Source organism: Litorivivens sp., from assembly GCF_057445395.1.
This window is the reverse complement of record NZ_JBVBUV010000003.1, coordinates 16,620-29,314: the sequence shown is the minus strand read 5'-3', so window position 1 is coordinate 29,314 and position 12,695 is coordinate 16,620. Positions and strand designations below refer to the sequence as shown.

Genomic DNA, 12,695 nt, shown 5'->3' with positions numbered 1-12,695 from the left:
TTTCGCGGAAATCCACCTATAATACCGGCCAACTACGAGGATTGCTGGTTTATCCCATGATTGAATTTCCCACCATCGAACAGTTTGTCGGCGCTACTCCGCTGGTACGGTTACAGCGCCTGCCCGGTAATACCACCAATACGATTCTGGTGAAGCTGGAAGGTAATAATCCGGCGGGATCAGTGAAAGACCGGCCAGCGTTGAGCATGATTAACCGCGCTGAGCAGCGCGGTGAGATTAAGCCCGGCGATACCCTTATCGAAGCCACTAGCGGCAACACCGGTATCGCACTGGCCATGGCTGCCGCAATTAAGGGCTACCGGATGGTGCTAATCATGCCCAGCCATATGAGCCTCGAACGCAAGCTGGCGATGGCTGCCTATGGTGCCGAGTTGGTGGAGGTGAGCAAGGAGGAAGGCATGGAAGGTGCGCGTGATCTGGCACTGAAAATGCAGTCGGAAGGTAAAGGCAAGGTACTTGACCAGTTTGGCAACGCCGATAATCCTGAGGCACATTACACCGGGACGGGCCCCGAAATATGGAAGCAGACCGAGGGCAGCATTACACACTTTGTCAGCTCTATGGGGACAACCGGTACAATTATGGGGGTATCCCGCTTTCTTAAAGAGAAGAACCCCGCGGTGGAGATCATTGGCTTGCAACCCGATGATTGTTCAGCGATACCTGGAATCCGGCGCTGGCCGAAGGAGTACCTGCCGAGTATTTACAAGCCCGAGTGTGTGGATCGCATTATCGATATGGATCAACGCACAGCGGAAGTCACCATGCGCAGAATGGCGGCGGAAGAGGGGATACTGTGTGGTGTATCCTCTGGCGGCGCAGTCGCCGGCGCCCTGCAGGTGTCTGAAACCGTCAACAATGCAGTTATTGTCGCTATCGTATGTGATCGAGGCGATCGTTACCTCTCTACGGGGGTGTTTGATGCGGCGCTTGGCAAGGGGAGTCAGTAAGCGCTTCGCGGGGCGCCTGAGGACAGGGAATGGTTAAGGTTCGCGAAGACTATCCACTCAAGGCCGATGGCGAGGTTGACCTGCTCGCTTGGTATCAGCGCTTGCCGGTCAATCCCCAGGATGTAGACGCCAAAGTTTTGATCAGCGCTTGTGAGTTGAGTGCAGACTGCGCGCGTCGTACGGGCGCGTCGCACAATAACGCAATGCCAATGGCCAGCTTCTATACTGGCCTGGAAATGGTGGAAATCCTGTCGGATTTACACCTTGATCAGGATGCGCTGGTGGCGGCCGCCCTGTACCGTTCGGTGCGCGAAGGGCGTATCTCCCTAGACGAAGTTGCAAAGCGCTACGGCGCCATGGTGGAAAAGCTGATCGACGGTGTGCAGCGTATGGCTGCCATCACCGTGATGAACGCTTCCCAGCATGATTCCCAGATCCTCGGGCAGTCCGAAGCTCAGAGCGAAACCATTCGCAAAATGCTGGTGGCCTTGGTCGATGATGTCAGGGTCGCGTTGATTAAGCTCGCGGAGCGCACCTCGGCCATCCGCGCAGTCAAAAACAAACCCGAAAAACGCTATCGGGTGGCGCGCGAAGTGTTCGATATCTATGCGCCGTTGGCACATCGCTTGGGTATCGGTCATATCAAGTGGGAGCTTGAAGATCTCAGCTTTCGCTATCTTCAGCCCTTGGCGTACAAGAAAATTGCCAAATTGCTTGATGAAAAGCGGCTGGATCGCCAACGCTATATAGAAGAAGCGATTGCGCTGATCAGTGAGTCCGTCGGCAAAGAGGGCGTTACTGCGGAAATTGTCGGGCGGGCCAAGCATATATACAGCATCTGGCGAAAAATGCAGCGTAAAGGTATTGGTTTTTCCCAGGTTTATGACATTCGCGCAGTGCGTATTTTGGTGCCGGATATCAAGTCCTGTTACACCGTGCTCGGCGTTGTACACGGCCTGTGGCGCAATATCCCGAACGAATTCGACGACTATATCGCCAACCCCAAAGAGAACGGTTATCGCTCCTTGCACACTGCCGTGATCGGGCCGATGGGCAAAGTGCTGGAAGTGCAGATCCGCACCAGCAGCATGCACGAAGAGGCAGAATTTGGTGTCTGTTCGCACTGGCGTTACAAAGGGGCCGATGCCAGCGGGAAAAACACGGCTGGATACGAAGAGAAAATCGCTTGGTTGCGTCAGGTACTGGATTGGCACGAAGAAAGTGGCGACAACCTCGATATCGCTGACCACTTTCAGCACGCCCAGGACAGGGTGTATGTGTTTACGCCCGATGGCCACGTGGTCAACCTCCAATACGGTTCAACCCCGCTGGACTTTGCCTATCACATCCATACGGAAGTGGGGCATCGCTGTCGGGGTGCGAAGGTCAATGGCCGCATCGTACCGCTGACCTATACGCTGCAGACCGGTGAGCGGGTTGAAATTCTCACCGGGAAGGAAAATGCGCCACGACGAGACTGGTTACAGTCTAATCTTGGGTACCTGAAAACGTCTCGGGCGCGCAGCAAAGTACAACACTGGTTCCGGCAGCAGGCCAAGGAAGATAACGTTCTGGCCGGTCGCTACTTGCTGGAAAAGGAATTCAAGCGACTGGGGCTGACCAGCGTCGACTACAAGACCATTGCTAATAAGGTGAACTGCCAATCGGTTGATGACATGTACGCGGCGGTTGGCGCGGGTGACCTCAGTTCCATGCAGGTTATTAAAGCTGCGCATTCCCTGCTGGGCCAGGACGAGCCGAAGCTGCCGCAATTTGGCAGTGGCCCAGCGTCGCCAACCGATGCATCGAGTGATATCAGTATCAGCGGTGTGGGTAATCTGTTAACCCAGATAGCCGGCTGCTGTAAGCCTTTGCCCGGTGAAGCCATTTCGGGGTACATAACGGTTGGGCGAGGTGTCAGCGTTCACCGCCAGGACTGCAAAAAGCTGCTCCACCTGCAGGCCGTTGAACCTGAGCGCATCATTGAAGTCAGTTGGGCGGGGCGTAAAACAGAAACTTATCCTGTGGATATTGCCCTGGAAGCCTATGATCGCCAGGGGCTATTGCGCGATATCACCAACCTGTTGAGCAATGCCCATGTAAACGTCATTTCCATGACGACCAATACCGACACGAAAAGCCACATTGCCTCAATGCAGCTGCGTGTCGAGGTAGCAGGACTGGCGGAGCTGGCGGATCTGTTTGCCAAGTTGAACGGGTTGCCGAATGTTGCCACTGTGCGCCGTATAAGCGAGCTTTGATGTATACCCTGGATGATCTTCGCGAGTTAATGCGCTGCCTGCGTGACCCTGACCACGGCTGTCCCTGGGATCTGAAGCAGAATTACCAGAGTATTGCACCCCATACACTGGAAGAGACATACGAGCTGATTGATGCCATCGAGTCGCACGATGTTGATCAGATTCGGCAGGAGCTTGGGGATGTGTTATTTCAGGTGGTGTTTTACGCTCAGTTGGCAGAAGAGGCTGGTGATTTCAGCTTTGATGCCATCACCGACAATATTGTTCGAAAATTGCTGCGCAGACATCCGCACGTATTTCCGGACGGTGTGCTGGAGCGCCCTGGCAATGGCCGCCATGCCAGCGAGCAGGAGATAAAAGCTCGGTGGGAGGAGATCAAGGCAGAAGAGCGAGCCGGCAAAGCGCAAACTGGTATCCTCGATGATATTCCGCAGTCGCTACCGGCGCTAACCCGGGCACAGAAGCTCCAAAAACGGGCGGCAACCATTGGTTTTGACTGGCCATCGGTGGACGGGGTGCTGGAAAAGCTTACGGAAGAGCGAGCAGAACTCGAAGAGGTGTTGCACAGCAACGACCGCGAGGCCCAAGCCGAAGAGCTGGGTGATTTATTGTTTGTCGCGGTAAACCTCGCACGTCACTTGGGCTTCGATGCCGAAACCGTGCTGAGAGACTCAAATCGCAAGTTTGAGCGTCGCTTTCGGGAAATGGAGCAGCTGTCAGCCAAACATTTGAGAGAGCAGTGCCCCGCAACCCTGGAGTCGCTGTGGGAGGAGGCCAAGCGGCGCCTCAAGTCAGCGGATTAATGTCCCGCTGTTTTGTACTGCGCCAGGTGTTTTTGCAGTAGTACCCGGTAGCGCGGCGTTGGGCCAACGTCCTCGTAAAGGGGGTCTCCGAATTCATCGTGCGAAACCACCGCTTTGCCGCGCACATAGGGCAGCGTGCGCTCCACTTCTGCCAGCGAGGCAGATAATAGATCAGTGACGATTTCTTCGAGGGTGCGGCGCGGATAAAGCTCCGCTAAAGCGCGTAATTTGGAGGCCTCTTCGAGAGGGAGTCGAACTTCGAACACATCTTTGGTCAGCTCAGCCCTTGCGGTGTCTTCCCAAAGATCGAGCAGCTCTTTGATTTCCATAGAACCTTCCGATTTCAGACAAGCACAAATGCTCACTATCATCATAGAGCCGAATTGGTCGGCTTCGCAACTTAAAATCCATAAAATACGTACAAATATCAAGCGATCTGGCGCTGTCGCCACCGGCCGCAACGGCTGCTCTGGCGGGGCTTGGGGTTGTGCTGGGGCAGGGAGCTGTGTATCTTGTCGCCTCTTTCGCGGGCAGCCCCCTGCCTGCGACCGGAATTACACCGTGGGGAGCAAACCATGCGCGTTATATTGTTGGGGCCACCAGGGGCTGGCAAGGGCACCCAAGCCCAGTTTATCTGCGAGCACTTTTCCATTCCGCAGATTTCAACTGGCGACATGCTGCGGGCTGCTGTTAAAGCAGAGTCGAAGCTCGGGCTTCAGGTAAAGGAAGTCATGACATCGGGCGGGCTTGTGTCAGATGAAATCATTATCGCGTTGGTCAAAGAGCGTATTCAGGCCGACGACTGTGCCAATGGCTTTTTATTCGATGGCTTTCCACGCACCATTCCGCAGGCTGAAGCCCTGCAGGACGCCGGCGTGGTTATCGACAAGGTGCTTGAAATCGCCGTTGCCGACGAGGAAATCGTGTCGCGCATGAGCGGTCGTCGGGTGCATGAAGCATCTGGTCGAACCTACCACGTGGACAATAATCCACCAAAGCAGGCCGGTGTCGACGATGTGACCGGTGAGCCGCTGGTGCAACGCGAAGATGATCAGGAAGACACAGTGCGTAAACGTCTCTCGGTATATCACGAGCAGACCAAGCCATTGGTAGACTTCTATCAGAACCTGAGTGGCGCTAATGCACCGTCGTACGCCAAGGTAGAAGGTGTAGGCAGTGTAGAAGAGATCAAGCAGCGGGTACTGTCTGCGCTGGCCTGATTCTTCCAATGTGTCCCCGAAAGCGCCCAACGGCGCTTTTTTTTTGCCAGTATAATGTGATCGCTATATAAAAAGGCTGCGTAATCTATGCGCAGCGATGGTGACGCGGAGAGAGCTATGCCAGACAAAGCTATGCCAGACAAAGCGGTAATTCTGATTAATCTGGGTACACCCGACACCCCCGATGCGAAGGGTGTAAGGGCCTTTCTTAAGGCATTTCTTTCTGATCGCAGAGTGGTTGAAGTACCGCGCCTGCTCTGGCTGTTCATACTCTACTGCATAATTCTTCCATTTCGTTCCCCAAAAGTGGCAAAGAAGTACCTTCCGCTCTGGGCTGCCGGCGATTCACCGCTGAGATTGTTTAGTGAGCAGCTGCGAGACCAAGTGCAGGAACAGCTCGACGATGAGGCGCGTGTCTGTTTGGCAATGACCTATGGTCGACCGGGAATTTCCGATGTGCTGGATGAATTGCGTGCCGATGGCGTGAACGCCTTCTGTTTTATTCCTTTGTTCCCCCAGTATTCAGCGACTACCACCGCAGCCGCTATGGATATTGTTGGGCGGTATTTTCAGCGCCAGCGTGATATCCCTGCCTGGAATTGGGTTCGTAACTACCACGACGATGACTACTACATTGCTGCCTTGGCAGCACAAGTGAGAAGTCATTGGGCTTCGCACGGTCGCCACGAGAAGCTATTGATGTCGTTTCACGGCATCCCCAAGCGCAATATTTTGCTGGGCGACCCTTACCAGCGCCATTGTGAAGTAACAGCGCAACGGTTGGCCGATGAACTCTCGCTTTCCGAAAATGAATGGGTGCTTACCTATCAATCAAGGCTTGGTAAGGCTGAATGGTTGCAGCCCTACACAGATAAAACGGTGGAACAGCTCGCTCGTGACGGGTGTAAGTCGCTCGATGTTATTGCCCCGTCGTTCGCTGTTGATTGTCTTGAAACTCTCGAAGAGCTCGATACCGAGGCAGCGGAGATATTTTACGAGCACGGTGGTGAAAGTTTTTCCTATATTCCCTGTTTGAATGCGTCGCAAGATCACGCCAGTTTGTTAGCGTTACTGGCGCGTAAAAATTTGCAGGTGTTTTGAGTTGTTTGGGTGAAAAATTGAAACTTGAAACGTGTTTCCTTTAAAAATTTATAAAATTGGATAACTTTTTCGTAAAAAGTCGTTGAATTTTGTGTATTTCTTTGGCGTTTTCTTGGCTGTTGTTTAATTTATGTGCTATTTTGATTTCGACAGTTTCTGTTGATGCGTGTCGAGGAGAAAATAATGGCCGTTAAAAAAGCAAAAGCAAAAGCAAAAACAAGAAAAGCGCCTGCCAAGAAACGAGCGCGGAAAGCTGTAGTAACCACGCCCGCGGTGAAAAAAGCTGAAGCTGCTTTAACCAAAGCAAGCAAGGCTGTTGAAGCCGATCGAAAAGCAGTAGCCAGTGCGCGAAACGCTGCAACTGCAGCCAAAGCGAAAGCTGCGAAATCATCCCTCAAAGGGGATAAAAATGCAGCCAAGCGAGCGGCAAACGCTGTGAAGCGCGCTAATGAAAAGCTGCGTAAATCCCGTGAAGCAGAAGCAAAAGCCAAGTTGAGCCTTTCTAAGGTTCAGGTAGAGGCGAAGATCAAAGCTTCTGAGCAAGCGGTTAAAGACAAAGTAGCCGAACGTGCCAAAGCGCTGGACGACAAAACCGAAGCGGATATGAAGAAAGCGCTGTCGGCCTTCCAGTCTCGCTGGCGCAAGAAGCGTCTTGCAGCCAACAAGAAAAAATTGGCTGCCATAGCGCGTAAACTTGCCACCAAGCACAAGCAAGCGGCGAAGAAACTGGAAGCTAAAGCAAAAGCTGCGGAGAAAGCGGCGGCGAAAAAGGCGCGTAAGAAAGCAGCACCCAAAAAACGCAAAGCCCCCGCCAAGCGAAAAGCCGCAGCGAAAAAAGCGCCAGCCAAGAAGAAAGCTGCCGCCAAGAAAGCAAAGGCACCGCGTAAAAAGGCAGCCGCTAAGCGTGCAGCGCCAAAGAAACGCGCAGCCGCAAAGCGTAAAGCTAAAGCATAATCTGACATAGCGCCCGCGCGGGCGCTATCTACAGAGTGCAGCAACACAATAGGGAGCGACAGCTGTCAGGCAGCTGTCGCTTTTTTATTTTTCGGGGGGCGGTTTTGCTGCGGAACCCGGTACATAGTTCATATTTACGAAGGCCTGGCAGTTCTCGAAGGGGGTTGCCCGTTCTCCCAGGCCTTTCAGCCACCCTTTGACACTGCCATTGCTGTTATTCAATTGAACTGAAATATCGGTGAGGTACTGCGTCCGCACTAAGCACGGAAGGTAGTGTGGTCGTTCATCGGTAGCATAGGTCGCATTGACCTTGAACGTATCAAGGGTTTTTTTCAGGTCTCGGACAAGTGTTAGCGGCAATTTTGGCGTGTCGCAAGCAACAATCAATGTAAAGGGATTGCTGCAATGGCTGGCGCAGGCTTCTATACCCGCAAGGGGGCCGTTAAAACCGGTGCGGCTGTCTGGATAAACGGGATAACCGAATTGCCCGTAGTCCAGCAGGTTGCGATTGGCGCTGATAACAATCGACGCTACCTGGGGCGCAATACGGTCGATGACATGGGCTATCAGCGCTCGCCCTTCCCAGTCAACCAGCCCCTTGTCACGGCCACCCAGTCGAGCTCCCTGTCCGCCCGCCAGAATGATGGCATCAACTGTTGACGTGGTGGTTCTGTTCACTGCGCGACGCTCGTCAATTAGAGGAAAGGGCTGTGTTATCATGCGCACTCGTTTAACCAGCTGCATTGTAATTGGAGGCGGTCGCAATGGCCACTTTGCTAGCCTTGGAGACTTCAGGTGATGCCTGTTCGGTGGCCTTGTGGCGCGATGGAGATGTTGTCGAAAGACACGAGGTAACACCGCGCTCGCATACCCAGGCAGTCTTGCCATTGGTGGATGCCATTCTGTCTGAAGCGAATATGTCACTGCCCTCGCTGAATGCCATAGCATTTGGCTGTGGCCCCGGCTCGTTTACCGGGTTGCGGGTTTGTGCATCGGTGGTGCAAGGGTTGGCTTTCGCCGCGGATTTGCCCTGCTTGCCCGTGTCGAGCCTGGCGGCGCTCGCCCATACGGCTATCACCCAGCATCAGATAGGTGAGGGGCAGCGGATTCTCGTGTGTGTTGATGCGCGAATGGATGAAGTGTACTGGTGCGCCTATCGTGTGGTGGATGGTTTCCCGCAGGCGCTGGGCAATGAGCAGTTGTCTTCTCCGGAAGCCGTGCTACTCGAAGGCGATTTCCATCGAGTGGGATCAGGTTGGCAATATGCTGAGCGTTTGCCAGTATTCGCTGAAGGAGCTGATATTCATTTGTTGCCAAGAGCGACCAGTGTTGCTGCGCTGGGCGCTCAATTATGGTTGGCAGATGGCGCCGTACCCAGTGACCGTGCGCTGCCGCGATATTTGCGCGACGAAGTCGCCTGGCGTTGATCGTTATCATTATTGGAAGGTAATCTCACTGTGGATCTGATTCAGGCGCTTATTCTGGCCATCGTGCAAGGGCTCACGGAGTTTTTGCCGGTGTCCAGTTCTGGTCATCTGGTATTGCCAGCGGCGTTGCTGGGATGGAAAGACCAGGGCTTGGCCTTTGACGTTGCGGTGCATTTTGGGTCGCTGCTTGCTGTGGTGGTGTATTTCCGGCGTGATATTCTGAGCTTGTTCACGGCCTGGTGTACCAGCCTTGCCAAACGTGAGGCTAGTGATGACAGTCGGCTGGCCTGGTGGGTTGTTGTGGGAACTCTCCCGGCGATTGTACTGGGTTTTCTGTTTGATGATTTTATTGAAGCGCATTTGCGCACAGCCTGGGTGCTGGGCGCCACGACACTGGTGTTTGGTTTGTTATTGGCATTTGCCCAGCGCTTTGCGGCTGACAAAAGCTGCAGAGATTTAACCTTGATGATGGTGCTGATTATTGGCTTTGCCCAGGCGCTGGCATTAATTCCCGGCACCTCGCGTTCGGGTATCACGATTACGGCGGCGGCCTTTCTTGGTCTGAGTTTGTTCGAGGCGTCCCGTTTTTCCTTCTTGCTGTCGATTCCGGTTATTTCCGGCGCGGCACTGCTGAAATCGCTCGATCTTTTTGGTGCCGAAGCGGCCATAGATTGGATGGTGTTGGTAAGTGCCATGGCCCTGTCGGGGATCACGGCATTTCTATGTATCGGCTGGTTTATGCGTTGGGTGGAGCGCATTGGTTTGGTACCGTTTGCGCTTTATCGCGTGGTGCTTGCCATGGCGATTTTTGCCACAGCCTATTGGCAAGTTTAGGGTGCCATGATGACAAATGATACTTCTCTGAAAATTACCTTCCTTGGTCTTGGCGTTATGGGATTTCCCATGGCCGGGCATCTGTCTTCGCGTTACCGCGTTACTGTCTATAATCGGAGCGCCGATAAAGCACGACTTTGGTTAGACACGTACACCGGTGAGGCGGCGAATACACCTGCGGCGGCGGTTGTCGATGCAGACATTGTGTTCAGCTGCCTAGGCGCTGATGAGGATGTGGAGACGGTGCTGACCGGGACTGACGGTGTTCTGGCCGCAATGAAAACCGGCGCGATACTGTGTGATCACACCACAACGTCGGCAGAACTGGCACGCCGTATGGGGCAGGCGGCGCTTGCCAAAGGCATCCGCTTTGTGGATGCGCCGGTATCAGGTGGTCAGAAAGGTGCGCAAGACGGTGTGTTGACCGTGATGATGGGCGGTCGTGAAGCGGATTGCGCGGCTCTTTATCCGGTCTTGGAATGCTATGCCAAGCGTGCCAAGCGGTTGGGCGATATTGGCGCCGGCCAATTGACTAAAATGGTTAATCAGATTTGTATTGCCGGTTTGGTGCAGGGTTTGGCTGAAGGTATTCAGTTTGCCAGAAATGCCGGGCTGGATGCTGCTGAAGTGGTTGATGTAATTTCCAAAGGCGCGGCTCAGTCCTGGCAGATGGAAAATCGTTACCAGGCGATGATCGATGGGGAGTTTGATTTCGGTTTTGCCGTGGAATGGATGCGTAAGGATTTGAATTATGCGCTTGCCGAAGGTCGTCGCAATAATAGCCACCTGCCGGTAACCGCGCTGGTTGATCAGTTTTACAGTGAAGTTGAGGCGATGGGCGGGGCCCGCTGGGATACCTGCAGCTTGGTAGCCCGCCTAGAGAAGTATTCCGGGAAGTGATGGTAATGGAAAAGTCAGGCATGCAGGATAAAGACGCTTTTAATCGGGAAATGCTGGAGTTTTTGCAGGCAAGCACCACACCATTTCACGCGGTAGCGGAAATGAGTCGTCGCCTTGACGCTGCGGGTTTTAGCGCGTTGCGCGAAGCAGATGCCTGGGAGCTTCAGGCCGGTGGTAAGTACTATGTGCAACGCAATCAATCAAGTTTGGTGGCATTTGTTTACGGCACGGACGAATTGCCTGAAAAGGGCTGGCGGATGTGGGGCGCACATACGGACAGCCCCTGCCTGAAGCTTAAGCCAAAACCAGATATCGAAAAGAAAGGGTATCGCCAGTGGGGCGTACAGGTTTACGGTGGCGCTTTGCTGAACCCGTGGTTTGACCGCGATTTGTCGTTGGCTGGACGGGTTCACTACCAGACAAAAGATGGTGCGTTAAAACAACGCTTGATCGATTTGCAGCGTGCCGTGGCGGTTATTCCCAGTCTGGCTATCCATCTGGATCGTGAGGCAAATAATGCGCGGACGGTAAACCCGCAAACGGATATGCCGCCTATTGTGTGTTTTTCCGGCGACAACTCGGATCTGGAGACGCTGCTTCTGGAATATCTGAAGGCGGAGGGTGCGCCCGACGCGGTTGAACTGATAGATTTCGAGTTGAGTCTTTACGATACGCAGCCGCCTGCGGTGATAGGCTGGCGTAACGAGTTTATTGCCAGTGCCCGGCTCGATAATCTGCTGTCCTGTTTTGTAGGCCTCCGAGGTTTATTGGCGGCGGGCAATAAAACGCATGCAGTCTTGGTCTGTAATGACCACGAAGAAGTCGGTAGCTTGTCGGCCATCGGTGCTCAAGGGCCAATGCTCAAAGCTATTTTGCAGCGCGTCGTGGGCGATCACGAAAGCTTCGAGCGGGCTATCCACCAGTCCTTGATGGTGTCGGCGGACAACGCCCACGGCGTTCATCCCAATTACGTTGACCGGCATGATAACAATCACGGACCCTTGCTGAATGCCGGGCCGGTGATCAAAATCAATGCCAATCAGCGCTATGCGAGCACCAGTGAAACCAACACGTTGTTTACCGCCTTGTGCAAAGCGTGCGATGTGCCCGTACAGCAGTTTGTCATTCGCAGCGATATGGGCTGTGGTAGCACGATCGGGCCTATCACGTCTGGTGCGCTCGGTGTGCGGACAGTGGACATTGGCGTGCCAACATTTGCTATGCATTCCTGCCGAGAACTGGCGGGAAGTGAGGATGCCCACGGACTGGCCAAAGTTGCAGCGCATTTTTTTGCCAGTCGCGAGTTGCCGCAAATATAGTATCTAGCGGATTAAAAATTGGCTGGCTCGCTCCTGCTATCGGGTGCGAGCCAGGTTCGAAGATAGATTACAGTTTGAACTCAGGCTTGCGCTTCGCTTTGAAGGCGTTAATGCCTTCGCGGCCATCGGCAGTGTTCATCATCGCGGCAATACCCTGGGATTCCACTTCCATCTGGGTTTCCAGGCTTTCGTTAAACGTACTGGCCAGCAAGCGCTTGATAACACCGTGCGAAAGGCGAGGGCCGGCGGCCAACTGGGCGGCGAGTTTTTCCGCTTCTTCCATCAGTTCAGAATCTGCCACAACGCGCGTTACCATCCCCCAGTCTTCTGCTTCTGCTGCGGTCACGCGGCGGTTGGTAAGCATCAGTTCCTGGGTGCGGCGCAAACCAATCAGGCGCGGCAGAAAATAGGACGAGCTGCCGTCGGGGCTGGCGCCGATGCCGGTGTACGCCATGGTGAATTTGGCCGACTCTGCAGCCAGAACCATGTCGCCGATAAGTGCAAGGCTGAAACCTGCGCCAGCGGCGGCACCGTTGACCGCAACAATCAATGGCGCATTCATGCGGGTCAGGCGGGAGATGGCGGCGTGTAGATATGCGGTAATTTCTTTGACCAGTCCACCGACATTGTTACCGGCCTGATCGAACGCCTGTATGTCGCCACCCGCACAGAACAGCTTGCCGTTGCCGGTCAGAATGACTGCACGTACCGAGTCTGATTCACTTACTGTGATAGCAGCCTGCATCAATTCTCTGGCTAGCTCGACATTCAGCGCGTTAGCGGCATCGGGTCGGTTTAAGGTAATCTTGGCGATGCCATTTTGCTCTTCAAGAGTAAGGGTATTGTAGTTGCTCATTGTATGTGTCTCTTTGCTTGGATGCGGCGAGACTAGTTTAGCCGTTGCT

Annotated in this window: 13 protein-coding genes; 10 read left to right on the top strand and 3 right to left on the bottom strand. The window is 54.0% G+C overall.

The window, feature by feature from the left end; all coding sequences use genetic code 11:
* Positions 1-56: 56 nt before the first annotated feature.
* Genes cysM through mazG form a run of 3 tightly spaced genes read left to right on the top strand, consistent with a single transcriptional unit; the run spans position 57 to position 4,035 of the window.
* Positions 57-971 carry a cysteine synthase CysM gene (gene cysM / locus AC222A_RS01635; RefSeq protein ID WP_486774576.1) on the top strand — a complete coding sequence of 305 codons (915 nt, stop codon included), beginning with the start codon at positions 57-59 and terminating at the stop codon, positions 969-971.
* A gap of 29 nt (positions 972-1,000) precedes the next feature.
* Complete coding sequence (gene relA, locus AC222A_RS01630; RefSeq protein WP_372748249.1) at positions 1,001-3,232, top strand: GTP diphosphokinase; 2,232 nt, start codon at positions 1,001-1,003, stop codon at positions 3,230-3,232.
* Complete coding sequence (mazG, locus tag AC222A_RS01625) at positions 3,232-4,035, top strand: nucleoside triphosphate pyrophosphohydrolase (RefSeq protein WP_372748248.1); 804 nt, start codon at positions 3,232-3,234, stop codon at positions 4,033-4,035. Before relA ends, mazG begins: the two co-directional genes overlap by 1 nt.
* Here mazG and AC222A_RS01620 read toward each other — a convergent pair.
* Positions 4,032-4,364 (bottom strand): type 1 pili tip component, encoded by a 333-nt coding sequence (locus AC222A_RS01620; RefSeq protein WP_372748247.1) that lies wholly within the window; start codon positions 4,362-4,364, stop codon positions 4,032-4,034. The genes mazG and AC222A_RS01620 overlap by 4 nt on opposite strands.
* A gap of 246 nt (positions 4,365-4,610) precedes the next feature.
* Between AC222A_RS01620 and adk the strand changes: the two genes are divergently transcribed.
* The 3 genes from adk to AC222A_RS01605 all read left to right on the top strand — a co-directional run bounded on the left by adk (position 4,611) and on the right by AC222A_RS01605 (position 7,310).
* Positions 4,611-5,255: an adenylate kinase gene (adk, locus tag AC222A_RS01615; RefSeq protein WP_372748246.1), complete on the top strand. Its 645-nt coding sequence runs from the start codon at positions 4,611-4,613 to the stop codon at positions 5,253-5,255.
* Positions 5,256-5,372: 117 nt separating this feature from the next.
* Positions 5,373-6,356 carry a ferrochelatase gene (gene hemH / locus AC222A_RS01610; RefSeq protein ID WP_372782828.1) on the top strand — a complete coding sequence of 328 codons (984 nt, stop codon included), beginning with the start codon at positions 5,373-5,375 and terminating at the stop codon, positions 6,354-6,356.
* A gap of 183 nt (positions 6,357-6,539) precedes the next feature.
* Positions 6,540-7,310 carry a hypothetical protein gene (locus AC222A_RS01605; RefSeq protein ID WP_372748244.1) on the top strand — a complete coding sequence of 257 codons (771 nt, stop codon included), beginning with the start codon at positions 6,540-6,542 and terminating at the stop codon, positions 7,308-7,310.
* 84 nt (positions 7,311-7,394) lie between these two features.
* Here the strand turns inward: AC222A_RS01605 and mobA are convergent, their stop codons facing one another.
* A complete protein-coding gene (gene mobA, locus AC222A_RS01600) occupies positions 7,395-8,030 on the bottom strand; it encodes a molybdenum cofactor guanylyltransferase MobA (protein ID WP_372748243.1) in 636 nt (211 codons plus the stop codon).
* Positions 8,031-8,074: 44 nt separating this feature from the next.
* On the opposite strand from mobA, the gene tsaB reads away from it, so the two are divergent.
* From tsaB to AC222A_RS01580, 4 genes are read left to right on the top strand one after another with little or no spacing between them, the layout of a single operon-like run.
* Positions 8,075-8,737 (top strand): tRNA (adenosine(37)-N6)-threonylcarbamoyltransferase complex dimerization subunit type 1 TsaB, encoded by a 663-nt coding sequence (gene tsaB / locus AC222A_RS01595; RefSeq protein ID WP_372748242.1) that lies wholly within the window; start codon positions 8,075-8,077, stop codon positions 8,735-8,737.
* Between the two features lie 30 nt (positions 8,738-8,767).
* Complete coding sequence (locus AC222A_RS01590) at positions 8,768-9,571, top strand: undecaprenyl-diphosphate phosphatase (RefSeq protein WP_486774575.1); 804 nt, start codon at positions 8,768-8,770, stop codon at positions 9,569-9,571.
* Positions 9,572-9,577: 6 nt separating this feature from the next.
* Positions 9,578-10,471, top strand: a complete 894-nt coding sequence (locus AC222A_RS01585) for an NAD(P)-dependent oxidoreductase (RefSeq protein ID WP_372748240.1) — start codon at positions 9,578-9,580, stop codon at positions 10,469-10,471.
* Between the two features lie 5 nt (positions 10,472-10,476).
* Entirely contained in the window at positions 10,477-11,790 is a 1,314-nt protein-coding gene (locus AC222A_RS01580) for a M18 family aminopeptidase (RefSeq protein WP_372758792.1), read from the top strand.
* A gap of 67 nt (positions 11,791-11,857) precedes the next feature.
* Here the strand turns inward: AC222A_RS01580 and AC222A_RS01575 are convergent, their stop codons facing one another.
* Positions 11,858-12,646, bottom strand: coding sequence for an enoyl-CoA hydratase/isomerase family protein (locus tag AC222A_RS01575; RefSeq protein WP_372750640.1), 789 nt, complete (start codon positions 12,644-12,646; stop codon positions 11,858-11,860).
* Positions 12,647-12,695 lie beyond the last annotated feature (49 nt).